This window comes from Methylophaga sp. OBS3 (assembly GCF_026319325.1).
Taxonomy (GTDB): Bacteria; Pseudomonadota; Gammaproteobacteria; order Nitrosococcales; family Methylophagaceae; genus Methylophaga.
Genome location: NZ_JAPDMU010000004.1, coordinates 177,461 through 203,370, shown reverse-complemented (window position 1 = coordinate 203,370; position 25,910 = coordinate 177,461). Strand labels below are relative to the sequence as shown.

Here is a 25,910-nt window from a genome sequence, read left to right as displayed (position 1 = left end):
TATCTGATAACAGTGAGTTTGAGGTTCGTGCCGGGGTCAATTCTCGTCATACCAATGATGACGATACCAAAGTCGGTATTGCAGGCAGTCAGTTCCGATTTGCTAATGCTGGTGATGAGTCTGTCACAGGCGGCTTTGCTGGCGCTGCTTTACGGGTGATGAATGACAATAACTTCACACTTATCGCCGATGTCGAGTTCGGCGGCAATAGTGATGAAGATTACGCCGCCGGCAGCCTCACTTTGCAGTATGCGTTTTAATTTCAAAAAACATTGTCGTTAAAAAATACACCTAAAGCCCCATACCATGGGGCTTTCTGATTTTTTTCAGAAATGTCTAGTCACTGATCAGTGAATATCAGCCCACAGCTTAACTTTGTAACATCCATTGCCATCTATCAATACTGTGTTCTCATAAGGATTTTGACCACCATGCCTGCCCGTTCATCACAGGCTTTACGCCCACTCTCAGTTGCTATCTTATTGGCCTTATCATCCACAAGCTTTGCAGCCAGTTTCACAATTGAAGATGGTGAGACAGTTACGAGCGTCCAAACCCTCAACAGCAATGAAACCGGCACTATTGAAACAGGTGGCGAATTGATCACTTCGGACATATCCGCTATTTCTACACCTACAATTGCGGTTAATGTCATTATCGAAAACAATGGCAGTATCATCACCAGTGGTGATACTGCAGAAGGCATTTTCTCACAAGGTTACAATCACACTATCGATAACAATGGCAGTATCACTACCAGTGGTTATCAAGGAGTCGGCATTTTTTCACGAGGCAGTAATGCCACCATCAACAACGCCGGCAGCATATCCACTAGGGGTCGTTATGGACACGGCATTGCGTCAACAACCAATGATGCTCACATCAGCAATAGCGGCAGCATCACGACGAGTGGCGAGCATGCATACGGCATTTATTCAGCACACCTTAATGACAACCTCAACAACGCTGGCAGCATATCCACCAGTGGAGGACAAGCGTTCGGCATTTATTCAACAAGCAGAAATACCATCATTAATAATACTGGTGAGATAACAACTTCAGGCAATCGGGCACACGCTATTTGGGCATATGGCAATGACACTACCATCAACAACAGTGGCCTTGTGTCAGCAACAGGCGTCGATTCCTATGCTATTCTGGGCGACTCCAATGACATCACCCTCAATCTACTCCCCGGGTCACAAATTGTCGGCCGCATTGATTTAGGCGGTGCAGGTGATAATGACACTGCTAATGTCTATAGCAATGGCGGTATTTCAAAGTCGATGACATTTGAAAACACAGAAAACATCAACCTGTTTGGTGTAGGCCTAGTCAGTGGTAATAGCGTAAACACTTTGGATGCCACTGCCGATTCAGCTCGCAGTGTGGCTTTGTCAGGGATGACCTCGTCTATTCACGGTGTGATTAATCAACGTATGAGTCATGCAGCACCGTTAAAGCCAGTCCAGTTAGCGTCTCTTGAACTCTCAGACGGCATGTACTTTGAAGAGCAACGCCCTGTTGCCTGGTCTCAGGTCTTTGGTGGCACCATGGATAGAGATGCCACAGGCAGTGCTATGGCTTATGGCTATGACCATGCCGGGATTAACGTTGGCTATGAGTGGGATATCTCAGGTCACAGAGTCGGTGTGCTCGGTGGTCTGGTTCGCGGCAAAACGGAGTCTGAACTCGCTTCATTTGAAACCGAGTCAGATAACTATTATGTCGGTGCTTATGCCAACCGTAAGGCTTATGGTTTAAATATCACAGGTTCATTACTCGCAGGTTATGGCGATAATGATAATGACCGTTTAGTGGTTGATAACCTCAATGGCTTTGAAACCGCTTCGGCTGATTTTAGTAGTTGGTTTATCAGTCCGGGAATTTCGATTGGCTCTGCGTTTGATATCGCTGACCGTCTTGAGTTTCGTCCCTCTGTCAGTGTCAATTACAGTATCGCTTGGTTAGATAGCTATACCGAGAAAGGCACCACCAATGCCAATTTGTCTGTCGATGACCGTAAGCTACAAGCCTTAACGGCTCGCGCTCAATTAGCTGCGGCATATCAGTTATCTGATAACAGTGAGTTTGAGGTTCGTGCCGGGGTCAATTCTCGTCATACCAATGATGACGATACCAAAGTCGGTATTGCAGGCAGTCAGTTCCGATTTGCTAATGCTGGTGATGAGTCTGTCACTGGCGGCTTTGCTGGCGCTGCTTTACGGGTGATGAATGACAATAACTTCACACTTATCGCCGATGTTGAGTTCGGCGGCAATAGTGATGAAGATTATGCGGCAGGCAGTCTCACTTTGCAGTATGCGTTTTAGGTCAACCTCAGCCTAAAGTCGTAGACAATAAAAAGCCCCTTCATTGGGGCTTTTTATTCACACGACAACTTACTCTTTTAAAACTTAGGCATCGACTAAATAGACCTCATCGCCGACCTGTATATCCCCTGCTGTGAGGGTTTCGCCATAGATCCCGAGGTTTTGATCGGCTTTTTGCACGATGGTGCGTAAAATTTGATTATCTTGTTTCATCCCTTGCTGGGATTTAGCAACGGCGCCGCAACGCGGTGTGGTGCCGTTACAATCAATTCGGGTGTTGCCGATAACCAGCCGTTTACCCACCCAGTCTTGCTCTACTAAACCGGTGAGTTCGGGTAGCGTTTCGATGACCAGATTTGGTCTAAACCTTGAGACTTCCCAATCGCCATCATCGTAGTCAGATTTTAATTGTGCCAATGTTGCGGTCGTTACCAAATGCAGTGGACTAACTAAAAAGAAGGTGCCCGGTAACGACACAAACTCTTGTGCTGACTGAGGCAAATTATCTAAGTCAGGTAATGCTTCGCCAGCCTCGCGCTCAAAGGTTGCTTTGAGTTCGGTCAACCAAGTGTGATCGTCTTTTTTATGCCGACGATAAAAATCCAGCTCTTTGATAGAACGCTGCGGTTCAATAGTCGAATCATGACCCAGCAAATCTGAGATTTGCGTATTAATGTTTGGATCATCACTGCCTAGTCGTGTTCCATCAGGAAATAGAATGTCCACGGGGGAATGCACGCTGGCATCGGCAGCCTGCCGAAATTGAGCAATACAACTTAATAATGCAGGACGAAACTTACAGCTCTGGATCTCCTGGCGCATCACGTCACGGACACACCAAAGACGATCGCCTTCAATGCCATTTTCATCAATATGACATGCGCTCAGCGACTCACCGGACATCCCTTTTACCGGGTAGCGCCACAGCGATTGAATTTGGCCGACTTTGATCATGAATTAACCACATTTCTTTACCGTGATTATCACTTTAGCGAATTTTTCAAAAAGCTAAATTCGTAGTTTTACGTAGTGATAAAAAAAGCCCCAATTAAGGGGCTTTTTTGGGATTCATCAAACTAATTAATTGATTGTTTTATAAAAAAAACAGTCAGGTATAAACCTGACTGAAAAAAGAGAGAAACTTAAGAAGCAACAACTTCAATTTATATATCGGCCTTTTTTTACGAAACAACAATGATTGTTTAGGCAAAATTGGGATATCAATCACAATTTAAAAATAAAGTTGTCTGATCTCGACCTTTTTTGTTTCTCAATGCTTACTTGCACCATGTGCACCTATACCTGTTTGAGAACGAATATATTGATGCTCAAATAAGCTACGTGCTTCAGTAGCTTGTGGGCTTTTATCAGTGATAGAAAACCACCAAATCAGCAAAAATGCGACCGTCACAGAAAACAGTGCAGGATATTTGTAAGGGAAAATGGCTTCAGCAAAACCAAAGATATCTACCCAGACAATTGGCCCTAAAATCACCAGCACCACTGCCGTTAACAACCCTGCAAAACCACCAATAAAAGCACCACGGGTAGTTAAGTTTTTCCAGTACATTGAGAGCAACAAAATCGGGAAATTGGCACTCGCTGCAATGGCAAACGCTAAGCCAACCATGAAGGCAATATTTTGTTTCTCAAACAAAATACCTAACAAAATGGCAACGACACCTAAGGTCACGGTTGCGATACGAGACACCCGCATCTCGGTTGATTCACTCACCTCACCTTTTTTAATCACGCTGGCATAAAGATCATGAGAAATTGCCGAAGCACCCGCCAAAGTTAAGCCGGCAACAACCGCCAAAATCGTGGCAAATGCTACCGCTGAGATAAAGCCTAAAAATAAGTCGCCACCTACCGCCGCCGATAAATGCACCGCAGCCATATTATTACCACCAAGTAGCAAGCCATTTTCATCTAAAAAGGCGGGATTGGTTGTCAGTAAAACAATGGCACCGAATCCAATAATAAAGGTCAGAATATAAAAATAGCCGATAAAACCGGTGGCAAAAAATACACTCCGACGTGCTTGTTTGGCATCAGCGACGGTGAAAAACCGCATCAAAATATGCGGTAAACCTGCCGTACCAAAGATCAGTGCAATACCCAATGAAATTGCCGAAATCGGATCTGACACTAATCCGCCGGGAGACATGATTTCGCTGCCTTTTGGATGTACCGCAATGGCCTGAGTAAATAAGGCGTTTAAATCAAAGCCAACATTTTTCAGCACCATAAAGGCAACAAATGTCGCACCTGACAGCAATAACACCGCCTTAATGATCTGCACCCATGTCGTCGCTAACATGCCACCAAAAGTCACATAGAGCACCATCAAGACACCCACCAAAATCACGGCGAGTTCATAAGGCAAACCAAACAAAATCTGGATTAACTTACCGGCGCCGACCATTTGGGCAATCAGATATAACGCCACAACAGCCAATGAGCCAAATGCTGATAAGGTGCGAATAGGCAGTTGCCCAAGGCGATATGAGGCGACATCGGCAAAGGTATATCGGCCCAAGTTTCTTAATCTTTCTGCTATCAAAAACAGAATTAACGGCCAGCCGATCAAAAAGCCTATGGAGTAAATCAGGCCGTCATAGCCTGACATAAACACCAGCCCCGAAATCCCTAAAAATGACGCCGCCGACATATAGTCACCAGCGATCGCCAAACCATTTTGAAAACCCGTAATACCACCGCCTGCAGCATAGTAGTCAGACGTTGAACGGGTTCGTTTTGATGCCCAATAAGTAACGCCAAGTGTAGCTGCCACAAATAATAAGAACATCACCACAGCCGAAGTATTTAAGCTCGCGTCGGCTGCGGAACCGGTAATCACATCAGCGGCATTCGTGACCGAAGTTGCCGCCATGAACATCAAAAACAAGAAAATATTTTTCATTGCAGACCGTCCTTGATCTGTTTGTTTAACTTATCAAAGTCGGTATTGGCTTTATGGACATACACACCAGTTAAGACAAAAGCTAAGACGATAATCGCTACACCAATTGGGATACCAATGGTTATCACACTTCCGCTGGCAATCGTTGTCGCCAATAAATTAGGAGCAAAAGCGATGACGAGAATAAAGGCAAAATACATTAACAAAATGACTGCTGATAATCCCCATGCCCAACGTGCCCTAGTTTGGATTAACACGGCAAAGCGTGGGTCTTGTTTTACTTGTTCATAACGCTCAGCACTCATCTGGCGACTCCCTGAGATTTGCGATATCTTTTTATAATTGGCTTGAGTATAGCAGCTACCAATTTACTGGCTTTGCGGCTATTTACATAAAGAAGTGTGAACCAATTCACATTACACCAAAAAATGTTTATGATGAAATCGCCTTAAAAATTTGGAATTAAGGAATCACGCCCGATTTTGTCTGTTTTGCTTGTAGCAGGAGGCGACCGGAAAACAGTCATAGAGAATGAGGACATCTGCCAAGATGACCGAGCAAAATAGTAATGTACTGGCCCCTTATGAGATGGCTCGAAAGCTGAGTATTCTTAAAAAAGCCAAACAAGTTTTGATTATTGACGACCAATCCACCGGGCGAACAATCCTAGAAAAAGTCATCCAGCAAATTGGCGATAACATTCACGTTATTGCCATGAGTAATCCGACCACGGCGCTTGAATGGCTCGATCTCCACGATGCCGACTTAATAGTGACGGACTATCGAATGCCAGAAATTAATGGCATCGAGTTCATTAAACTGGTTCGTCAAAAACCACATTGTCAAAATGTCCCGATTGTCATGATCACTGTGGTCAGTGAAAAAGCGGTGCGTTATGAAGCATTGGAAAGTGGTGCGACTGCCTTTTTGATGCGCCCTATCGATCAAATCGAATGCCGAACCAGTTGTCGAAACCTGCTGCAAATGCATGAGCAGCATTTAATCATCGAAGACCGTGCAAACTGGCTTGAGCGTCAAGTTGAGCTGGCAACAGAACAAATTGTCCAACGCGAAAAAGAAACCATTATTCGTCTGGCAAAAGCCGGTGAATATCGTGATGAAGGTACGGGTAATCATGTTATTCGCATGGCAAAGTATTCAAGACAAATTGCTGAAGCGTTGGGCGAATTTAGCGAACAAGAATGTGAAGATTTGGAATATGCTGCACCAATGCATGATATCGGCAAGATCGGTATCCCAGACGGTATTTTGCTCAAGCCTGCACGACTGAATCCGCATGAATGGGAAATCATGAAAACCCATACCTTGATTGGCCATGAGATTCTCTCAGATAGCCAGTCTAAATATATGCAGATTGGCGCCATCATCGCGCTTCACCATCATGAACGCTTTGATGGCAAGGGTTATCCCAATGGCTTACAAGGCGAAGAAATTCCGCTTATTGCCCGTCTGGTATCGGTTGCTGATATTTATGATGCCTTGGTCTCAGAGCGCCCATATAAACGAGCTTGGACTGAAGAAGAAGCGACCAGTTATATTCAGTCTCAAGCTGGAACACAGTTAGATCCAAGATGTGTACAGGCATTTTTTGATCGTTATGATGCGATCCGTGCTATCCAAGCTGACTATGCCGATGATTAAGGAAAAGAATGGCGAAGACTGAACAATCGCAAACCTTGCTGGGGTGGATTCAAGCAAGGATGGCAAAAGCCAGTGATACCGAGCCAGAGCAGGCTATAAAAATTCGCGTGCCCATCAGCTTCGCGATGATGATTTACTTCTGTTTTCCTTGGCAATCTGATCTCACCTTTGCACAGCACATTTTCACGATGCCAAGCCTGGTCGGCATTGCTTATGTTTCAAGTGCCTTATTGATTGCCACTGCCTTATTAATTAAGCCTCGTCCTTCACCTATCCGTCGGATACTGGGCATGGTGGCAGACATGGGCTCTTTGTCATTGGTCATGTATATGGCCGCTGACAAAAGTGTCTTTTTATTCGTTTTCTACTTATGGGTCATATTGGGGAATGGTTTCCGCTACGGGGTCTTTTATCTTTATGCGGCATTTATCATCGCCACGGTCGGCTTTATTTTAGCGATTAGTTTTGGCCCTTACTGGCAACATCCACATCACAAACCGTTTGGTCTGAGCCTGTTGTTTCTGTTGGCTTTGATCCCATTATATTCGGGCTTTTTGATCACCAAATTACATGCGGCGATTACCGCGGCAAAACAAGCTAATGAAGCCAAAAGCCGCTTTCTAGCTAATATGTCACATGAGTTACGTACGCCATTAAACGGGGTGATTGGCGCGGCAGATTTACTCAGTGAAACCAAGCTTGATCATAGACAACTCGACTTCGTAAATATCATGCGTACCTCAGCACATTCATTGCTGGGGTTAATCGAAAACGTTTTGGATATCGCCAAAATTGAAGCCGGTAAAGTACTGATTAAGGATGAACAATTTGATTTATATCTCTTAGTTCATAGCATTATGGCGATGCAAAAACCGATGGGCGAAACCAAAGGCCTGCGCGTGACTTGTCATATTGATCCGTCAATTAATTACAACCTACACGGTGACCCCCAGCATTTACGCCAAGTGCTGACTAATCTCATCAGTAATGCCATTAAATTTACTGATACTGGAAACGTTAAGCTTCTGGTGCTGCCTGCCGATAACCAATTTGATAGCGCATTGAATATTCGGTTTGAAGTTATTGATACCGGTATTGGCATCCCAAAAGAACAGCAACACACGGTATTTAATGATTTCACGCAAATCGCCAGTGCCGGAAAACGTAGTGTTGGTGGAACAGGACTTGGCACCACCATCGCCAAAGAGTTGGTGGAGTTGATGGGAGGCCAAATTGGCTTAGAAAGTGAAGCCGGTCAAGGCACGACGTTTTGGTTTGAATTACCCTTAAAACCATTGGTAATGGACGATACAAAATTGGCAAATACACCTATGCTTATTCTTAGCAGTGCAGCTATTCAAGAACAACTCGCGCCAACGCTGGCCGGGTGGCAAATGCAATACCAACATGTTGAAACCACCGCTAAGGCTTTTGCCGAGTTGATGCGTCTTGGTGAAACAGACTCAGCCTATGACACTTTGTTGGTTGACCAGCAGTGTATGCAAGACATCACACCACAACAGTTTGCCAACATGATCCATGCTGAACCAGCCTTAGCCCAACTGTCTTTAATCTTAATAAACCCAGATGATTATAGCCGTCAGGCGCCGACTTTACGTGAGCATTATGTTTGCATCGTCCATGATATTAAGGCGAAATCTGCGCTGTTTAATGCGATTCATGCTGCACAAACGAGCCACCATGTTCAGGATGAAAAAGTCATCACGCTGGCTCAATACTACGCAGAGCAATCTTATGCTCGACCATTACGCGTATTGATTGCTGAAGATAATAAAGTTAACCAGCAAATTTTAACCGGGATCCTCGAACATGCCGGCCATCAAACATTTGTGGCTGATACCGGCGAGCAAGCCTTGGATATTTTGACGGACAGCATTGATGATTTAGATATGCTGATTGTCGATATGAATATGCCGGATTATTCGGGTACCGAAGTGGTTCGTACCATGCGGTATTTAGATACCCGAAACCATTTACCAGTCATCATGTTGACTGCTGATGCCACACCAGAGGCACAAAAACGTAGTGTTGAAGCGGGTGCAGATGTTTTTCTGACCAAACCTATCAACTCAAGAGCTTTGCTTGAAGCCATGGCAAAACTTGCCAAAACAGTACCTCAAGAGCCAGTCAAAACACAGCCAGTTGAAGCCACTATCACTGAAAAATCGTCGTGGTTTGATACGCAGGTTATCGAATCATTATCACAACTGGGTGATGGCAGTGACTTCATTAAGTCATTAATTAATGGCTTTGAGAAAGATGGTCAAAAACATCTTGAACTTATCAAAACCGCTGCCAACGATGATGACTATATGGCACTGCGCGAGAGTTTACATGCGTTGAAAGGTTCAGCTTCAGAAATGGGCGCAACACCTTTATCAGAGCTGTGCCGAGAAATAGAACAAATAAAGCCGAGCGACCTGAATCACTCGGCTTTACAGCAATATAGCAGTCAGCTTCATCAATACTTTGATGAAACCGTCAGTGCTTTAGATAGCTTTGCTAAAAAGTATGCGAAAAGTCTTAACCGGCAGCGGTAAGGGCATTCGCATTCACCGTTTGACGTTTTACTAAACGGTGCATCAAACGCAGATCTTTTTCGGTTAACTCTAAAGCAGCATCGGCCCAGATTTCGCCGATATCCAACAGCTCTTGATACTCAAGGTTATTGCAAACGTCTTTAACCTTTTGCATCGCCCGGTAGCTATTTGGCGAACGTTTTACTGACTTAATAAAGTCGTAGACTGCTGCTTCACCTTGGCCTGGTTCGACCAAAATATCGACAGCGCCCATTTCGTAAAACTCTTCGGCTGTGAATAAATCACCTGACATGATGATTTTTTCAGCCTGCGCTTTACCGAGTTTTCTCGACAAAATTGAGTAGGCGCCCATTCCTGGGAAAAGGTTAAACAACGCTTCTGGACAACCTAACTTAACGCCACGCTCAGCAATAATCACATTGCCAGACAATGCCGCCTCTAAACCACCACCCAAAGCATCACCTTGAATTAAAGAAATGGTGATTAAGTCGGAGTCAAAATGTTTGATATTGGTGTAAACCAAATCGATACCTTTAATGGCATAGTCGAGCAACGCGGCACGATCTCTTTCTTTAATCAGTCGAGAGAATAAATCTAAATCGCCACCGAGATTAAACACCCCTTTAATGCCTGAGGCAAAAACCAGAAAGTCATATTTTTCTTGGTTTGTTTCACGCATTTCACGTTTGACCATCGAAACATAATTGGCCAAATCATCTAAGAGTGTATGGGTAAAACAAGGTCTTGGTTCAGACCCCATAAAGAACCAACCTATACGATGGGCCTCTTCATAAAAACTACTCAGCTGACTGAATTGCTCGCCCTTAAAAACGTCTTTTACAGCATTTAACTTGGCCACCGCATTCATTGTCATCTCCTTGATAAGCCATGTTTCCAGTTAATTAGCCACGCAACTTGCGGCCGGCATGATTTGCATTTATGTAAAAGCATGAACTGTGCCTAAATTAAAATCATAGGCTGAGAGCATTTTTTGAGATGACTTTTTTCTAGCAGAGAGTTGTTTAATATCTTATTTAATATCAATTAGATAGACGTTGTCAGTGCATGCAAATGCGCACTAACAGCGCTTTGAAGTCCAGTGATCTGATAGCCGCCTTCCATTACTGAAACCAACTTACTATTACAATATTTATCAGCAAGTTGCATCACAAAATGAGTAAGTGACTGAAATCCGTCATCACTGATTTGATGGCAGCCAAGTACATCATCAATTCGGCTATCAAATCCCGCAGACACAATAATGAGTTCGGGCTGAAAGTCTGCTACAGCAGGCGCTAATTTATCTTCAAATGCTGCGTAAACTGCCTTATCACCACTGCCACACGGCAAGTGAACATTGATATTAAATCCCTTACCTTCGTCGGCACCTGTTCGCTCTGGCAGCCCAGTACCGGGGTAAGCGGTCATATCATGGGTCGAGAAAAACAACACACTAGGATCTTCATAAAATGCCCACTCGGTGCCGTTACCATGATGGAAGTCCCAATCTACGATGAGAATTTTTTTTAGCCCATATTGTTGCTGCGCATATCGTGCAGCTATCGCCACATGATTGAAATAACAAAAGCCCTCTTCCCGACCGGTATTGGTTGCATGATGTCCCGGCGGTCTTGAAGCACAAAAGGCATTTCTGACTTGCCCTGTCATGACGGCATCAACACAGGCTAAAGCACCACCTGTGGCTAAACGTGAAGTTTCATAAGCGATGGGTGAGTGACGTTTTATTGACGCGATATGTTCTGGTGAATGAATGGTTTTCAGCCACTTTTCATCGGCGGCTTCTGGCGTTAGTTTGAGGAGTCGTTCAGTAAACGCTACCTCAGCAATCGCTTTAACCACAGCTTGATAACGTGCAGGAGACTCGGGATGACTTGGGGCTATCTGATGATCAGAAAAACGGTGATCAATAACTAACCCCGTTAATTTAGGAACAGATTGTTGGGCTATGAGGGGTAACGGAAGCAGCGTTAATGCACTTAATTGCAGAAAATTTCGTCTTTGCATCTGCGTTGCCAACCAGTCCTGTTAATGCCTGTTATGTTGCCATAGCTTGGTTGTACTCTGCGCCAACATCTCATCAATTGGCTGCGGTTTACCTAAGTAATAGCCCTGAACATAATCGACACCAATTTCTTTCAATTTGTTCAGAATATCGACATTTTCGACAAACTCGGCGATGGTTTCCAAATGCATCACATGGCCGATATCGTTAATTGCTTTGACCATTTCGGCATCAAAAGGATCATCCAGAATATCGCGAACAAACATCCCATCAATTTTAATGGCGTTAACCGGTAGATTTTTTAAGTAACCAAACGACGATAAACCACTTCCAAAATCATCGAGTGCAAATTTACAGCCCAGCTCTGATAGACATTTAATAAAGTGTCTTGCTTCACGTAAGTTCGCGATGGCAGCCGTTTCGGTAATTTCGAAACTGATTAACTTTGCTGAAAATTCTGCTTCACGCAGCAGATTAATAATGTGTTCTAACAAATAGCGATTACCAAGCGATGCACCAGATAAATTAATAGCCAAGTGCTCGATATGATTTAGCTGATGATGATGTTGATTAAGCCAACTTACGACGTTATCAATGACCCAGCGGTCAATGCGATCTGATAGGTGATAACGCTCTGCCGTGGGTAAAAAAGCACCGGGCGCAATTAACTTACCCTCTTCTGTTTTTAATCGCACCAAGACTTCATATTGATGACGTCGATCATCACGAATGTGCATGATGGGTTGTGTAAACAGCACTAAACGAGACTGGTTAAGCGCTTCTTTGATTTCATTAACCCAACGAAACTCACCAGCCTGTTTGACCAATTGAGCATCATTATCTTGATAAAGATAAACACAATTACCGCCTGATTGCTTGGCCGCGAAACAAGCTGAGTCGGCTTGTTTTAGCACCTCTGTCGCATTGATAGTCTGCTGTTCAATACGAGACATACCAATACTAACTGCAATAGTGAAAACCTGAGATTCCCAAATAAACTGAAATGACTCAACTGCTTTACGAATTTCATCTGCCACCCGTTGAGCCTGATGGGCATCACAATGCTCCATTAAAATAGCAAACTCATCGCCCCCCAATCGCGCAAGCGTATCGTGCTTACGAATCAATTTGTCTAAGTGTCTACCAAGTTGTTTAAGTAGTTCATCACCAGCGATATGACCACAGGTATCGTTAATGACCTTAAACTGATCTAAATCCAAAAAGCACAATACATGTTGATCATCACGAAGCTGAGTATCTAAAACTAAGTCATTGAGTCGTCGGTCAAACTCGCTACGATTAATAAGTCCGGTTAAATCATCATGAGTGGCACGATGATTAAGCTCAGAAGCAAGCGTCCTTGCCTCAGTAACATCTTCTTGAATAGCAACAAAATGCGTAATGTCCTGCTGCTGGTTTTTAATTGGTGCGACGTAAACCCGAGCCCAATACACTTCACCATTTTTGCGTTTATTTTCAAACTCGCCGATCCATTCCTTACCTTCATTAATGGTATTCCACATCAATTTACAGGCACCTTTGGTCGTAAAGGCTGTTTTAAATAACCTTGGTGTTTGACCAACACATTCTCTTAATGTGTAACCACTGATTTGCTCAGATCTGGGATTGACGTACTCAATAAGCCCTTCACGGTCAGTGATGATGATGCCATTAGGACTCGCTTCAACCGCACTGGAGAGTTTTAAAAGGTGGGCACGATTTTCAGTTAATTGTTCGTTTGCTACCAGTAATTCGGTCGTTCGCGCCTCAACCAAACTCTCGCGTTGGGCGACTTCCCAGTTCAAGTCATCTAATAAAGCCTGATTTTTTTGCTGCAACTTCAAGCCATCAACAATATTACGGTTACTACGTCTGGCCATAGAGGTCATCATCAAGTAGTAAAACCACAAAGCAACCAGAAGATATAACGAAAGTGCTTGAGAGCTTGGTGTTTGATACGCCTCAAATAGCGTTACACCTGTCAGCATGGTGATTTGCGGCGTCGTATAAAACATATACGCTGGAAACCAAGCAGATAACACCGGCACCCCAGCCGTGATAACACCACAAACCAAAACAAAAAATAGCGTGTTAATTTGCGTATCGTTTATTAGGAAATAAAAAATACTGGCAGAGCCCCAAGTCAGCCCCACTACAAACGTGAGCCACATGTATCTTGTTAGCCATTTCTTGGTTTGCTGATGCTCTGGTTTTCTGTTGGTAAATCCGTACCACAAGCCAATCCTAGCTGCAGCAAAAGTGAAGATTGTCACTGACCAGACTTTGATTAAAGCACCGTATTCATGGCCTGAAAAAAGCCAAAACATCAAAATTGCAACCAAAATGATTGCACTGTTGGAATACAGTGCGTGCTGGTAAAGCAATTTTACTTGTTGCCGAATAATGGCGGCATCTTCCATAACATTTCGTTCCATCAAGTAGTTTTGATCGACAGCAGTGACTCTAAAGGTTATGGAAACACCCTAGGCCCCGATAAGCTTATGCTGAGGCGTTTCAGTCTAATAAAACCTACGAGAACAAAAGAAAATCTGCGAAAGTTATTACTCACTTCGTGAGTAAAATTATTTTAATAGTCACCAGTTTTTATAGTCTAACTATTAAGTTCGCATATGATTTATGAAAATACTTATACTTTCAGTGAATTAGCCCGCATTTTTTATAAATCAGTATAAAGTTAACTTGTTTTTGGTTATATCTCCGCTGCTGAACCGTCAAAGGGTCGCCAAAACAAGCAGAGACTGGACTTCACATAATCTTTACTACGGTCTGTCACCATACCCCAAAAAAGCATTTTCAAGGATGCACTATGGCAACGTATTTACTTACGGGTGGTACCGGTCTGATTGGTCAATCAATCTGTCACAAACTTGTAGACCGTGGACATGACGTGATTGTTCTCACCCGAGATAACCTCAAGGCAAGTCGTTTATTCAAAGACAAAGTTGTTGCCGTCGAACAATTACACGACATTCCAAATGACCAAACCATTGATATTGTTATTAACCTGGCAGGCGCACCGATTGCCGATAGAAGATGGACAGCAAAACGTAAAACCATCTTACATAACAGCCGTGTGGCGCTAACAAAACAACTCGTTTCATGGTTAGGTCAACGCACCAATCTGCCACAAGCACTTATTTCAGGATCAGCCGTTGGTTGGTATGGCGATCAGCAATCAGAAAGACTTACTGAGCGAAGCAACTTCAAAGACGACTTTGCACACCGTTTGTGTGAAGACTGGGAACAAGCGGCATTAAAAGCTAAAACGCTAGGAATTCGTGTCGCTATCGTCAGGACCGGACTTGTTCTAGCTAAGCAAGGCGGTTTTTTAAGTAAGTTATTACTTCCGTTTAAAATGGGATTGGGCGGACCTATTGCTGACGGACGGCAATATATGCCGTGGGTGCATATCAACGATATTCGAGATTTATTTTTGTTTTTGGCTGATAACAAAGAGGCGCATGGTGTTTATAACGGTACAGCACCAAAACCTGTTACTAATAGTGAGTTTACTCATTCGCTCGCCAGTGAACTGAAACGCCCTGCAGTTTTCAGAGTCCCTTCGGTATTTTTACGCGCTGTTTTGGGCGAAATGGCTGACTTACTTCTCGGTGGACAGCAAGCTATTCCGGAAAAAGTCCATGCCGCCGGGTTTCGATTTGAATATACTGAGCTTCGTGCTGCACTCAAAGATGTATTAGCGTAAAAGAGAACTATGACTAAACGTGCCGTTTTATTAGCCAACCTTGGCTCACCAGATCAACCTGACACACCAGCTGTAAGACGTTATCTCAACCAGTTCCTGATGGATCGTTATGTGATCCAACTCCCTTGGTTATTACGCCGAATGATTGTCAGTCTGTTTGTGTTACCCAAACGGCCAAAAGACTCTGCTGAGGCGTATCGCAGCGTTTGGTTGCCAGAAGGTTCGCCGTTAATTGTCTTGTCAGAAAAATTACAAAAAGCACTGCAAGCCAAAATTGATTTACCCGTCTATTTAGCGATGCGTTATGGCAATCCTAGCATTGAGTCAGCATTGTTAAAGATCGCGACAGATCCAAGCATTGATGAAGTACTGTACATGCCAATGTATCCACATTTCGCTGACAGTACTGTGACAACGTCAATCGTCGAAGCAGAACGTGTTATCAACAAGCACAAACTGTCTTTCAAACTCAACGTCTTGCCGCCTTTTTATCAAGATCCGCAGTATATAGATGCCTTATACCAGCAATCTTTGCCGCATCTAGATGGCGGTTTTGACCATTTGGTTTTTAGTTACCATGGCTTGCCTGAGTCACATATCACTAAGCGTGACCCATCGGGCCAACACTGTCTAAAACAAGCCAATTGTTGCCAACAGCCTCATGAGGCTCACGCGACTTGCTATCGTCATCAAGTCATGATGACCACCAAAGCATTAACGGAAAAATTAGGTCTGACTGAAGACAAATATTCGGTGGCGTTTCAGTCTCGCTTAGGAAGACAAATATGGCTTGGCCCCAATACCGAAGATGTATTGGTTTCGTTAGCCCAAAAAGGCGTCAAAAAGGTGATGGTGGTGTGTCCAGCATTCGTGACTGACTGCTTAGAAACGCTGGAAGAAATTGCCATGCGAGGGGAAGAAGTGTTCATTGCTGCTGGCGGCGAGTCTTTGACACTCATTCCATGTTTAAACGATCACCCCGCATGGGTAGATGTATTGGCTGATTGGTCAGTTAAGTAAGTTACACACGACCAATTAATGGCTGGCGGACCACGGCACTGGTGTATTCACCACCTGGTCCATAAGCACTTAACTCTGGGTCACGACCACGCATAATGCTTAATGCACGCTGCAAATATTGACGGTTCACGTTCACAATACCGCCATTGATTTGATTGTTGTCACGACATTGTGTTGCCTGAACTTTTAACTGCCCCAATATTTTGTTGATAGCGGCAGCCTCAGCATCGGGCTGATTGGCAATAAATGCCTCCATCCCCTGTTTTCCTGTTGGAAAACCGGCAGTTTTCAAAATTAAGTCTCTTTGACGGCCCAACTGCTCAAGCTGCTTAATTAGCGGTTGTTTAGCTCTGACGCATTTATCTAATGCTTCGCCATCGGCTTGGGTTAAGGCTTTTCGTTCAGTATCGAGAATAACGCCCAATTGTTGGGCTAATTGCAGCTCTCCCATTAAGGTTGAGTACAATTGTTGTGGCAGGGTCATAGACATGGCAATGTCCTAGTTAAAATTGACCCTCAAAATCAATCATATTTCGTGCCAGTTTTTGTGAATCGACTTCGTAGTCACCGTTTTCAATTGCTTGTCGCAATTCGGCAATGCGTTGCTGATCGACTTCAGGCATAGCTGAAATCACTTGCTGTAATGCTTGCAGTTGGTTGGCATCATCAGTCAGGCTAAAAGTGTCTGAGGATGGCGCGGCATTACTGCTAGTGCTAGCACTGGTTTTTCCTGTGCTTGATTTATCATCAACGGCATTGCTGCGCGGATGACTAATACCGCCCGGCGAATTTGGTTTGATGTTATTAATGTCTGACATTTCTGTCTCCAGTTAAGCTTATTTATATTATCGGCAATGACTTAATAAACTTAAATACTTTTTTACTTACATTGTTTCGATGCGCACAATCCCTGCTGCATCAACGACACCCTCAACAATTCTTTCAGAGTTACTATTTTTCACTTTGACCCGTTGCCCCAAGCTGGCATTAGAAAGTGCTTCACCCCGGACTCTGACTTCCATATTACCTACTGCGGCAACAAGGGTAATCAGCTCACCACGATGCACAAGGGTTTGTTCTTTAAATTGATTCGCTTGCAAGATACCGCCCATCGGCATCGGCGATTTTAATTGCTGGCCAATCACTGCGCCTGAATCGGTCAAATAACCTTTGCGTAAACCAATAATGTCTCGAGGTGCCAACTCCACATCTGCGGCAGATAAGATGTGATCAGCAGATAAAGCACGTTTTGTGACCAAAATATCCTGCATCACCTGTACTTGCGCTGAAACATACACTGTCCAACTCACCGGAGCATGACACTTCACACCAATGGTTAATTGACCGGCACGAATTTGCTCTGTATTTGAAAACGTCTCTAATGGCACCTGACAGCTTTGTAACCGCAAACGGTTATCGAGCGAATTGATGCTTACTTGTGGGTTAATAAAACGTGCCTGGGCTTCACTGAGCGCGTACATATAAGCCGCATGTTCCACCTCATGCAGTGCATGTAATGACGTTGCCTGAGCAGGCAATGTCAAAAATATGGCACTGAATGACAGTATAAAAGTTAATATTTGACGTGACATATGACATGATCCCACGGTAATTCACCGTTGCAACCTAAACTACTAAACGGCCTGCAAAAGTCATACCCAGATTTTTTGCTATAGAAAACTAGTTAGCCGTCGATAAACGATAAAAGTGTGAGGAATATCCATGGCAAGTTTGATTGATGGCGTAAATCAGCGTACCCGTTTAGCGGGACAAAACCGACTTGAGTTACTGCTATTTAGTTTAGGTGGTCGTCAACGTTATGGGATTAATGTCTTTAAAGTTAGAGAAGCTATTTCTTGCCCTAACCTCACTCAACTGCCTAATAATAATTCTGTCGTTAAAGGTATTGCCAAAATTCGTGGCCAAACGGTCAGTATCTTTGATTTAGCCCAAGGTATTGGCAGACGCCCTATCCAAGATTTAACACAAAGCTTTGTCATCATCACTGAATACAACCGTACTATTCAGGGTTTTTTAGTTAGTCAGGTTGATCGTATTGTGAATGTAAGTTGGACCGATATCTTACCCCCACCAACAGCAACCGGCAGTAACCACTACATGACGGCAGTGACGAAAATTGATGATGAGCTAATACAAATCATTGATGTTGAAAAAGTCATGGTCGAAGTGCTGGGCATGGATGACACCGTGTCTGAAGATATCGTGGCAGAGTTTAGTCGTCGTAATGCCAGCCAAAAATTACATGTCTTGGTTGCTGATGACTCTAGTGTGGCGCGAAACCAAATTAAGCGAACTCTTAACCAAATTGGTGTCGATTGCACGATAGTCAATAATGGTCGTGAAGCGCTCGATTTGCTCAAAAGCTGGGTATCTCAAGGCATTGAGGTCACCCAACATATCGACTTGCTTATTTCAGATATCGAAATGCCAGAAATGGATGGTTACACACTCACCACATCTATTCGACAAACCCCAGCATTAGCCGGTGTCAAAATCTTATTACACACCTCGATGAGTGGCACATTTAATAACGCATTAGTTGAGAAGGTGGGCGCAGATAAATTTATCGCCAAGTTTGCGCCAGATGATTTAGCCGTCACCGTGCAGGAAATGCTGGATGTGAAATAAAAAAGGCGCCTTTCGGCGCCTTTCTATTTATTGTGGCATTAGCGGCCCTTGACCACCGCCAGGCATCATTGGCATTGGGATTTGACGCTCACGCTCAGTAACAACATCTGCTCGCGCACGCATTAGGTTGGTACCCACAAAACCACCAACACGATATGCCCAATCTGCAAATCGCTCGTTAAGCTCTGCAATTTCTTGCTCAACTGCTTGGCGATCTTTCAATACATCCAACTCTGCGATGCTTGCAGGCACATTTTGCGTTGCCGCTGCATCAAATGATGCATTCAGTGTGGTGTAGTAAAAACCATCAATGAAAGATGTTTTAGTGGTGATCTTTAAACCATCGTAAGTCAAAAACTCTGCAGTCACGACATCAGCCTCACCACGATCAAACTCAGCAATCGGTGTGACATCTTCAAGACGAAGCTGGAACAATGAGCCGGCAATGTCATAGCCTAATTGTTCGTATTTGAAGATAGTTTTATCAAGGTCTTCAGGTGTACCAAACTTATCTTTCTGTCCCAGATTAATCAGTGTGACTGACTCACCGTTTGGCTGCGTAATATCAACTTGGGCAATACGTTCACGGGCAATATCAACGATCTGACCATTAATCCAGTTCAACATAACTGGACTAATTTGCAGATACCCCTCGGCCAACCAAGATTCTTGCTCACCAGAACGACGAACATAAGTTTGGCGAGGCCCGGTTTGAACAGTGACATCACGAGTATTACCCAAAACCACACCGGCAATTTCATCATCACCGTTGTACATTTTGATTTCTAAAGCATCACTGCTACCCAATTCATTGGTATCGACACCTAGGATATAATGCTCTTCAGGATCATCGGTTTTATCTTCGAGGATCTTGGCATCAGCAATATCAATCAGCATACGTTTAACAAGGTCAAAGTCGGCTGGATAGTTGTAGTACTCTTTAACGACCCAATCTTCATCACCGTCACGAAGCAGCGTAAATTTGCCTTCACGACCTTCAAAAGTCAGCTTATCGACATCAGCAAGCTGTTCGAATAGGTCGGGATATAACAAAGCAAAATCATCGGTATCATCAGTACTCTGATAAATCGTGATTAGCATCAAAAGCACCATGACGCCTGTCAGGATGGCAAGAATGGTCAGACTGTTTAATTTTTTTAGCATCGGTTGAAACCTGTATCTTGAAAAGACTTAAACACAGCGCCTAGCGCTTAGACCTTAACTCGGCCTTTACTGCGCTTGCGAACCCTAAGCCAACCGGTAATCACGGCCAAAATTGCCACCAAAATCGGTACAGCACCAATATTGACGAATTTCACCGTGGTTTCCAGCACATCAATATCACGACGCAGATTGCCTTTAACTTCACGTAACTCAAGTTCAGTACGATCTGCCAGCAAACGTGCTTCATTAATTTCTTTTTGTTGCTCTGGCGTCAGAATCATTTCACCACTACCAGTGCGTTCTACTTGCATCCGAGCAATCTGCTGCTCAGTTTCTTGCAAGCGACGCTCAAGCTCACGCTCTTTCGCACGGTAACGCCGCTCAGCATCACGTTCAATTTGGTCTACTAATGTGAATGGACGTGAAAAGCCAGAACGAGAACGAACACTGATAAGGCCATCGGTCCCCGTCAGGTCCTCAACAGCATTGAAGATAAAATCCAAATTGTTTGAGGTATTAAAGGCTAAGTCTTCACCGAAGAAGTCCTGCGTTTGCACCCAGAATCGATCATCCAGCATATCCACATCGGCAATCGCAATCACATCGATAGGCTGTGCCGAGGCATCTAAATGATCCGGCATTTTTTGCATTTTACCCATGTTATCTGGCGCACCATCAGGGAAGACAGATTGAACATCCCCCGTCACACGAACGGCCATTGGATAACTAATCGTACCTGCCTGATATTTGGTTAACAGTGCAACTGGATCATTACGGAATTGGACCACACGCTTATCCACTAACATCGCTTCATCAGCAGAACTGATTAGCGGTGTGAACGTTGTGCTTGCCCCATCTAATTGCCTGAAATGGCCGGCACTTGCCAAGTTGATACGACGTAATCTTTGGGTAATCGGGTCTTCTTGGCTGAAATTGCTTTCATCTAGACCTAACCACAATACGTAATCAATTGGCTCACCGTTACCAAAGTCGACTTTACGTGCTGCTTTACGGTCAGCAACAACATCTTTGTTGTCACGCTCAAACCCCCAAGCCTCAAAAAGCTCAGGTAGGTTCGAACTACGCACCGCTGTTAACGCAGCCATCGGATTATCTGGATCTTTCTTTGGCACATCGACTTCAGCATAAGGATCAACAAAGCTGATTAATTTGCCGCCTTTCAGGACAAACTGTTCGATAGCGTAGAGCGTACCTTTCGATAAATCTTTAGGGTGAACAACCATCAAAACATCTAAAGATGAAGGAATACGACGAATATCAGCAGGCAATGTTGCTACATCAAACATCATGCGTAACTGACGCATGATAGGCCATGGCTGGTTACCCTCATCGCTAATAACTTCGCCTTTTAATGGGTCATATTCTTCGCCATCGATTGGCAGAGAACTAATCACACCAATGCTTTTACGTTCAGCATCAGATAACTGATAAACCAGACGAGTCAGATCGTATTCCAACGTATCTTCTTTCTCAGGCTGGAAAAATTTGATTAACTCCAAACCGTCTAATTGGTTCGTACCTGCCAAACCGAAATAAAGTGGATCTTGCTCACCTTCGATAGGAATAGATTGCAGACCATATTGCTCAGCACGGTTTTCATGGTCTGAATAAGGTTTAGGGTTAATGATTCTTAGCTTAACCATACCGCCTGAGGCACGCTCATACTCTTGCAGTAATTCCTGCACCCGCTGGGCGTAGCTTTTCAAGGACGGTAAAGCTTGTGCCACTTCTTCTGAGTAATAAAGACGAAGTGTTAACGGCGCCTGTAATTCAGAAAGAATATTGAGTGTGCCGTCAGATAAGGTGTAAAGCTGATCTTGTGTTAAATCCACACGCGCTGAACGCAAGTTATTGTTTACAACAATAATAAAGGACACAAACAGCACGATGGCTAGAATCAGCCCTGTTTTTGATAGCAGTTGTTTATTCATCTAGCTTGCTACTCCTAATCGGCCTTACGGGCGAATACGATCAACGCATTGGCAAACAGCCAAATCGCAATTAACGCCACAAAATACAGCATGTCACGCATATCAATAACGCCTTTAGAAATGGCGTCAAAATGCGTCAGGAAACTAAATGAGCTGATGGCGTTTACCAACGTTTGTGGTGCCCAGCTACTAAAGAAGTCCAAGACGATACCGAAACCAGCCAACACAAAAATCAGACTGATGATCAGGCTGATAACAAAGGCGATAACCTGATTTTTGGTGGTTGCTGAAATACATGAACCAATGGCTAAGAAGCCACCCGCCATTAATAAACTACCGATAAAGCCGGTAAAAATAACACCGTTATCCGGGTTACCTAAGATATTAACTGTGATCCATAACGGGAAATTCAAAATCAGGGCAAGTCCAGTAAAAGCCCATGCTGCTAAGAATTTACCGATAACCGCTTCGAAAACCGAAATAGGTAATGTCATCAATAATTCGATGGAACCACTCTTACGTTCTTCCGCCCATAAACGCATGGAAATCGCAGGGATAAGTAGGACATACAACCAAGGATGCATGGAAAAGAATGGATAGAGATCGGCTTCACCACGGGCAAAAAAGTTACCCACGTAAAAGGTCGAAAAGCCGGCTAATAACAAAAAGATAATGATGAAAACGTAAGCGACGGGCGTTGCGAAATAGCCGTTAAACTCACGTTTCATGATGAACCAAATATTACGCATATTCATCATTTAGCTCCCGCGGTATTTTTTGTTGTAATGGCACGAAATACTTCGTCCAGACGGCCATTTTCAGCAAACAAAGAAGCAATTTCCCACCCTTGTTCTCTGACTTTTTCAGACAAAATCACAGTGATGTGTTGACCACCTTTCGGGAACACACGAATTCCCTGTTCAGCACTTAGCTGTTCGGTATGGTCAACAAAATCTAACGTCTCAATGAAATTGCTAAGCGTTGTGTTATCAACACCATTCACACTTAGCACCACGGCATTGTGATAACGCGACATGGCTTCAAGCTCAAATGGTGTGCCATCAAATTCGACCTTACCACGTGAGATTAAGACGTTACGAGTGCACAGGGCATGAACTTCTTCAAGGATATGCGTCGAAATAATGATGGCTTTGTCGTGTGCCATTTCATTGATCAACGTACGCACTTCGTATTTTTGATTTGGATCCAGACCATCAGTTGGTTCGTCCATGATCAAAACGGGTGGGTTATGCAAAATAGATTGCGCTAAACCAACGCGACGTTTGTAACCTTTAGACAAGGTTTCGATAGGCTGGAACATCACTTCTGTTACGCGTGCTCTTTCGGCAGCTTCAGCAACGGCATTACGTTTTGCTTTGCCAGAAAAGCCACGAATATCAGCGATAAATTTCAAGAAACTATCAGGCGTCATATCCGCATAAGCTGGTGCGCCCTCAGGCAAATAGCCAATACTTGCTTTGGCAGCGATTGGATTTTCCAATACATCATGACCACAGACGCGAGCAGTGCCTTTTGTTGGTGTCAAAAAGCCCGTTACCATCTTCATCGTCGTTGATTTACCGGCGCCGTTAGGACCTAAAAAACCTAGAACTTCGCCTTTCTTCACTGAAAAATTGATGCCATCAACGGCTTTGATATCGCCAAAATGTTTGGCTAAATCAACAATCTCTATTGCTAATGTCATACCTAAAGCGTCCCCCGCTTTTTAAAAGGTTTTTCGTAAACCGTCCATTATTCAGACCCAACTCAATTTACGTCAAGTCAGATTAACTTTTTGTCACTTTTTATCGACATAATTTGTCTAACTAACTTGCTACGCTTAAGCTAGATACTGCGTTTAATTTTTATGAGTCGGACTTATGACCATTTCGAGCAAATTTCAATCCCTAAGCCTGTATCTTTTCGATCTAAAAGATAAGCTTAGAGACCATGCTACCCGCAGCCGACTCGCACTTTTTATTGGTGTGATCATTGGTGTCATCGCAAGCGTCATGTTGATTTTGATGCTGTGGTGGAGTGCTACACCAACAGCCTTTTCCCCTGAAATTGCCGCGCGCGACAAAGCCAATCACTATCAACATGAAATCGTTACGGGTTATACCAGCACAGCCACCCTTATCACCTTGGCCGAAACATTACTTGATAAACCAGGTGGTTATTTGAGTAACGATGTCACACCGCCTTCGGTTTGGATGGACAACATGCCAAATTGGGAGTTCGGTGTTTTAGTTCAAATTCGTGATTACACCCGCGCACTAAGAAATGACATTAGTCGCTCACAATCACAGTCAACAGAAGACGAAGATCTCATCATTGCTGAGCCATTATTTAACTTTGACTCTGATTCATGGTTATTTCCATCGACAGAAGGTGAGTATCGCAAAGCCATTAAAGCGTTAAATAGCTATATGGCACGGTTAAGCGATCCCACTAACGAAGCACAATTTTATGCACGGGCTGACAACCTCACCGCATGGTTATCAATCGCAGAAAAACGTTTAGGTAGCCTGTCACAAAGACTATCCGCCAGTGTTGGACAAGTTCGTATTAATACGACACTCACCGTTGATCCAAGCGATCACCAATCGAACGTGACGGACTTAACCAAATATCGCAAAACACCTTGGTTACAACTCGATGATGTTTTTTATGAATCTAGAGGTAGTGTTTGGGCATTAATCCATTTACTTAAAGCCACCGAAGTGGATTTTGCCGATGTCTTACAAGATAAAAATGCCTTGGTCAGCTTAAGACAAATCATTCGTGAACTCGAAGCCACTCAAAAAACCGTCTGGAGTCCAGTGATCTTAAATGGCAGTGGTTTTGGTGTGTTAGCTAACCACTCGCTTGTAATGGCGTCTTATGTTGCTCGAGCAAATGCCGCCATGATCGATTTACGCCGTCTATTGGAACAGGGTTAACAGTTCATCAATAGCTAACAAGGCATTGTTAATTTACTATCAAAAAATTTACATCTACCAATATATATAGTTACATATATTGAAATTTCACATCTCAACTGAAGATGACATCATGACAAAACTTCGCCATTTACTCGTTTTAAGCTTATTAATTGCATTACCGGTACAGGCGGAAACCCTACTCCGCTTATCCACCACCACCAGCACAGACAATACCGGTTTATTGAAAGAACTTAATACCGCATTCACAGAGGCAACGGATATTAAAGTTGCTGTTATCGCTGTGGGAACAGGACAAGCATTACAGCTTGGCGATAATGGCGACGTTGATGTTGCCCTTGTTCATGCCCCTAAAGCAGAACTTGAATATGTCGAAAAAGGCGCCTTTATTGACCGCCAATATGTCATGTACAACGACTTTGTATTAGTAGGTCCTGATGCCGATCCCGCAGGTGTTAAAACCGCCAAAACCATCAGCGAAGCCATGCAAAAAATTGCCAACAGCCAAATTCGCTTCGTGTCTCGTGGTGATGACTCTGGTACCCATAAAAAAGAAATGCAATTATGGGAAGCTGCAGGCATTAGTCCGTCAGGAAGCTGGTATGTCCCAGCAGGCCAAGGCATGGGCGCAGTGCTTAAGATCGCAGATGAAATGTCAGGTTATGCATTAACCGACCGTGGCACCAAAATCGCTTATGAAGACAAAATGCAGCTCAAACTCGTCTTTGAAGGCGGTGCGAGTCTGTCAAATCCATACCATATTATGGCTGTTAATCCCGAAAAGCATCCACATGCCAATGTGACCTTAGCCAAAGCTTATATGGATTTTATGACCAGTGAAGCTGGCAAGAAGTTAATCGATAACTTCACCGTTAACGGTCAGCAATTATTTTTCACCTCATTACCCCCTAAAGAATAATTTTAATTTGCTTGTTCCATCAAGGAACAAGT

General features: G+C 43.8%; 22 protein-coding genes. 9 read left to right on the top strand and 13 right to left on the bottom strand.

The annotated features are described in order from the left end of the window. Both OMP94_RS09965 and OMP94_RS09960 read left to right on the top strand, forming a co-directional pair. On the top strand, positions 1–260 hold a 260-nt coding region (locus OMP94_RS09965; protein ID WP_266278144.1), incomplete at its 5' end, for a hypothetical protein. Between the two features lie 171 nt (positions 261–431). Continuing rightward, positions 432–2,333 (top strand): autotransporter domain-containing protein, encoded by a 1,902-nt coding sequence (locus tag OMP94_RS09960; RefSeq protein WP_266278143.1) that lies wholly within the window; start codon positions 432–434, stop codon positions 2,331–2,333. Between the two features lie 84 nt (positions 2,334–2,417). On the opposite strand, the gene OMP94_RS09955 is transcribed toward OMP94_RS09960, so the two are convergent. From OMP94_RS09955 to OMP94_RS09945, 3 genes are all read right to left on the bottom strand, one after another. Next, positions 2,418–3,287, bottom strand: coding sequence for an MOSC domain-containing protein (locus OMP94_RS09955; protein WP_266278142.1), 870 nt, complete (start codon positions 3,285–3,287; stop codon positions 2,418–2,420). Positions 3,288–3,603: 316 nt separating this feature from the next. Then, complete coding sequence (locus OMP94_RS09950) at positions 3,604–5,259, bottom strand: cation acetate symporter (RefSeq protein ID WP_266278141.1); 1,656 nt, start codon at positions 5,257–5,259, stop codon at positions 3,604–3,606. Beyond that, positions 5,256–5,564 (bottom strand): DUF485 domain-containing protein, encoded by a 309-nt coding sequence (locus OMP94_RS09945; RefSeq protein ID WP_266278140.1) that lies wholly within the window; start codon positions 5,562–5,564, stop codon positions 5,256–5,258. The genes OMP94_RS09950 and OMP94_RS09945 overlap by 4 nt, the downstream gene beginning before the upstream one ends. 244 nt (positions 5,565–5,808) lie before the next feature. Between OMP94_RS09945 and OMP94_RS09940 the strand changes: the two genes are divergently transcribed. Further along, positions 5,809–6,921, top strand: coding sequence for an HD domain-containing phosphohydrolase (locus OMP94_RS09940; protein WP_266278139.1), 1,113 nt, complete (start codon positions 5,809–5,811; stop codon positions 6,919–6,921). A gap of 8 nt (positions 6,922–6,929) precedes the next feature. Next, the gene (locus tag OMP94_RS09935) at positions 6,930–9,482 is read left to right on the top strand and encodes an ATP-binding protein (protein WP_266278138.1); all 2,553 of its coding nucleotides are present in this window, start codon (positions 6,930–6,932) and stop codon (positions 9,480–9,482) included. Here the strand turns inward: OMP94_RS09935 and OMP94_RS09930 are convergent. From OMP94_RS09930 to OMP94_RS09920, 3 genes are all read right to left on the bottom strand, one after another. Continuing rightward, positions 9,466–10,350: a crotonase/enoyl-CoA hydratase family protein gene (locus tag OMP94_RS09930; protein WP_266278137.1), complete on the bottom strand. Its 885-nt coding sequence runs from the start codon at positions 10,348–10,350 to the stop codon at positions 9,466–9,468. The two genes, OMP94_RS09935 and OMP94_RS09930, sit on opposite strands and share 17 nt — an antisense overlap. A 176-nt stretch (positions 10,351–10,526) precedes the next feature. Beyond that, the gene (locus OMP94_RS09925; RefSeq protein ID WP_266278136.1) at positions 10,527–11,507 is read right to left on the bottom strand and encodes a histone deacetylase; all 981 of its coding nucleotides are present in this window, start codon (positions 11,505–11,507) and stop codon (positions 10,527–10,529) included. A gap of 21 nt (positions 11,508–11,528) precedes the next feature. Continuing rightward, positions 11,529–13,940 (bottom strand): putative bifunctional diguanylate cyclase/phosphodiesterase, encoded by a 2,412-nt coding sequence (locus tag OMP94_RS09920; protein WP_266278135.1) that lies wholly within the window; start codon positions 13,938–13,940, stop codon positions 11,529–11,531. Positions 13,941–14,332: 392 nt separating this feature from the next. Here OMP94_RS09920 and OMP94_RS09915 point away from each other — a divergent pair, with 392 nt between their 5' ends. Next, on the top strand, positions 14,333–15,232 hold the full coding sequence (locus OMP94_RS09915) for a TIGR01777 family oxidoreductase (protein ID WP_266278134.1): 900 nt from the start codon (positions 14,333–14,335) through the stop codon (positions 15,230–15,232). A 9-nt stretch (positions 15,233–15,241) separates the two neighbouring features. After that, entirely contained in the window at positions 15,242–16,252 is a 1,011-nt protein-coding gene (gene hemH, locus OMP94_RS09910) for a ferrochelatase (protein WP_266278133.1), read from the top strand. Between the two features lies 1 nt (position 16,253). Here the strand turns inward: hemH and OMP94_RS09905 are convergent, their stop codons facing one another. The 3 genes from OMP94_RS09905 to flgA form a co-directional block, all read right to left on the bottom strand. Further along, entirely contained in the window at positions 16,254–16,742 is a 489-nt protein-coding gene (locus OMP94_RS09905; RefSeq protein ID WP_266278132.1) for a flagella synthesis protein FlgN, read from the bottom strand. Between the two features lie 13 nt (positions 16,743–16,755). Further along, entirely contained in the window at positions 16,756–17,070 is a 315-nt protein-coding gene (gene flgM / locus OMP94_RS09900; protein WP_266278131.1) for a flagellar biosynthesis anti-sigma factor FlgM, read from the bottom strand. Between the two features lie 66 nt (positions 17,071–17,136). Further along, positions 17,137–17,844: a flagellar basal body P-ring formation chaperone FlgA gene (gene flgA / locus OMP94_RS09895; protein ID WP_266278130.1), complete on the bottom strand. Its 708-nt coding sequence runs from the start codon at positions 17,842–17,844 to the stop codon at positions 17,137–17,139. 130 nt (positions 17,845–17,974) lie between these two features. On the opposite strand from flgA, the gene OMP94_RS09890 reads away from it, so the two are divergent. Next, positions 17,975–18,901 (top strand): chemotaxis protein CheV, encoded by a 927-nt coding sequence (locus OMP94_RS09890; protein WP_266278129.1) that lies wholly within the window; start codon positions 17,975–17,977, stop codon positions 18,899–18,901. A 27-nt stretch (positions 18,902–18,928) separates the two neighbouring features. On the opposite strand, the gene OMP94_RS09885 is transcribed toward OMP94_RS09890, so the two are convergent. Genes OMP94_RS09885 through OMP94_RS09870 form a run of 4 tightly spaced genes read right to left on the bottom strand, consistent with a single transcriptional unit; the run spans position 18,929 to position 23,722 of the window. After that, positions 18,929–20,065, bottom strand: coding sequence for a DUF4340 domain-containing protein (locus tag OMP94_RS09885; RefSeq protein WP_266278128.1), 1,137 nt, complete (start codon positions 20,063–20,065; stop codon positions 18,929–18,931). Between the two features lie 47 nt (positions 20,066–20,112). Then, a complete protein-coding gene (locus OMP94_RS09880; protein WP_266278127.1) occupies positions 20,113–22,017 on the bottom strand; it encodes a GldG family protein in 1,905 nt (634 codons plus the stop codon). 14 nt (positions 22,018–22,031) lie between these two features. Beyond that, complete coding sequence (locus tag OMP94_RS09875) at positions 22,032–22,772, bottom strand: ABC transporter permease subunit (protein WP_323135080.1); 741 nt, start codon at positions 22,770–22,772, stop codon at positions 22,032–22,034. Then, positions 22,772–23,722 (bottom strand): ABC transporter ATP-binding protein, encoded by a 951-nt coding sequence (locus OMP94_RS09870; protein WP_266278125.1) that lies wholly within the window; start codon positions 23,720–23,722, stop codon positions 22,772–22,774. The genes OMP94_RS09875 and OMP94_RS09870 overlap by 1 nt, the downstream gene beginning before the upstream one ends. A gap of 175 nt (positions 23,723–23,897) precedes the next feature. Between OMP94_RS09870 and OMP94_RS09865 the strand changes: the two genes are divergently transcribed. Next, positions 23,898–24,959, top strand: coding sequence for a DUF2333 family protein (locus tag OMP94_RS09865; RefSeq protein WP_266278124.1), 1,062 nt, complete (start codon positions 23,898–23,900; stop codon positions 24,957–24,959). A gap of 112 nt (positions 24,960–25,071) precedes the next feature. Next, positions 25,072–25,878: a substrate-binding domain-containing protein gene (locus OMP94_RS09860; RefSeq protein ID WP_266278123.1), complete on the top strand. Its 807-nt coding sequence runs from the start codon at positions 25,072–25,074 to the stop codon at positions 25,876–25,878. The last annotated feature ends 32 nt before the right edge of the window (positions 25,879–25,910 follow it).

Excerpts from the sequence above, each read along its gene's own strand:
- OMP94_RS09925 (WP_266278136.1), bottom strand. The coding sequence starts at position 11,507 with ATGCAAAGACGAAATTTTCTGCAATTAAGTGCATTAACGCTGCTTCCG.
- OMP94_RS09880 (WP_266278127.1), bottom strand. The coding sequence starts at position 22,017 with ATGAATAAACAACTGCTATCAAAAACAGGGCTGATTCTAGCCATCGTG.
- OMP94_RS09860 (WP_266278123.1), top strand. The coding sequence starts at position 25,072 with ATGACAAAACTTCGCCATTTACTCGTTTTAAGCTTATTAATTGCATTA.
- hemH (WP_266278133.1), top strand. The coding sequence starts at position 15,242 with ATGACTAAACGTGCCGTTTTATTAGCCAACCTTGGCTCACCAGATCAA.
- OMP94_RS09945 (WP_266278140.1), bottom strand. The coding sequence starts at position 5,564 with ATGAGTGCTGAGCGTTATGAACAAGTAAAACAAGACCCACGCTTTGCC.
- OMP94_RS09920 (WP_266278135.1), bottom strand. The coding sequence starts at position 13,940 with ATGGAACGAAATGTTATGGAAGATGCCGCCATTATTCGGCAACAAGTA.
- OMP94_RS09885 (WP_266278128.1), bottom strand. The coding sequence starts at position 20,065 with ATGCTAAAAAAATTAAACAGTCTGACCATTCTTGCCATCCTGACAGGC.
- OMP94_RS09870 (WP_266278125.1), bottom strand. The coding sequence starts at position 23,722 with ATGACATTAGCAATAGAGATTGTTGATTTAGCCAAACATTTTGGCGAT.
- OMP94_RS09940 (WP_266278139.1), top strand. The coding sequence starts at position 5,809 with ATGACCGAGCAAAATAGTAATGTACTGGCCCCTTATGAGATGGCTCGA.
- OMP94_RS09950 (WP_266278141.1), bottom strand. The coding sequence starts at position 5,259 with ATGAAAAATATTTTCTTGTTTTTGATGTTCATGGCGGCAACTTCGGTC.
- OMP94_RS09865 (WP_266278124.1), top strand. The coding sequence starts at position 23,898 with ATGACCATTTCGAGCAAATTTCAATCCCTAAGCCTGTATCTTTTCGAT.
- OMP94_RS09875 (WP_323135080.1), bottom strand. The coding sequence starts at position 22,772 with ATGAATATGCGTAATATTTGGTTCATCATGAAACGTGAGTTTAACGGC.
- flgA (WP_266278130.1), bottom strand. The coding sequence starts at position 17,844 with ATGTCACGTCAAATATTAACTTTTATACTGTCATTCAGTGCCATATTT.
- OMP94_RS09935 (WP_266278138.1), top strand. The coding sequence starts at position 6,930 with ATGGCGAAGACTGAACAATCGCAAACCTTGCTGGGGTGGATTCAAGCA.
- flgM (WP_266278131.1), bottom strand. The coding sequence starts at position 17,070 with ATGTCAGACATTAATAACATCAAACCAAATTCGCCGGGCGGTATTAGT.
- OMP94_RS09890 (WP_266278129.1), top strand. The coding sequence starts at position 17,975 with ATGGCAAGTTTGATTGATGGCGTAAATCAGCGTACCCGTTTAGCGGGA.
- OMP94_RS09960 (WP_266278143.1), top strand. The coding sequence starts at position 432 with ATGCCTGCCCGTTCATCACAGGCTTTACGCCCACTCTCAGTTGCTATC.
- OMP94_RS09930 (WP_266278137.1), bottom strand. The coding sequence starts at position 10,350 with ATGAATGCGGTGGCCAAGTTAAATGCTGTAAAAGACGTTTTTAAGGGC.
- OMP94_RS09955 (WP_266278142.1), bottom strand. The coding sequence starts at position 3,287 with ATGATCAAAGTCGGCCAAATTCAATCGCTGTGGCGCTACCCGGTAAAA.
- OMP94_RS09915 (WP_266278134.1), top strand. The coding sequence starts at position 14,333 with ATGGCAACGTATTTACTTACGGGTGGTACCGGTCTGATTGGTCAATCA.
- OMP94_RS09905 (WP_266278132.1), bottom strand. The coding sequence starts at position 16,742 with ATGTCTATGACCCTGCCACAACAATTGTACTCAACCTTAATGGGAGAG.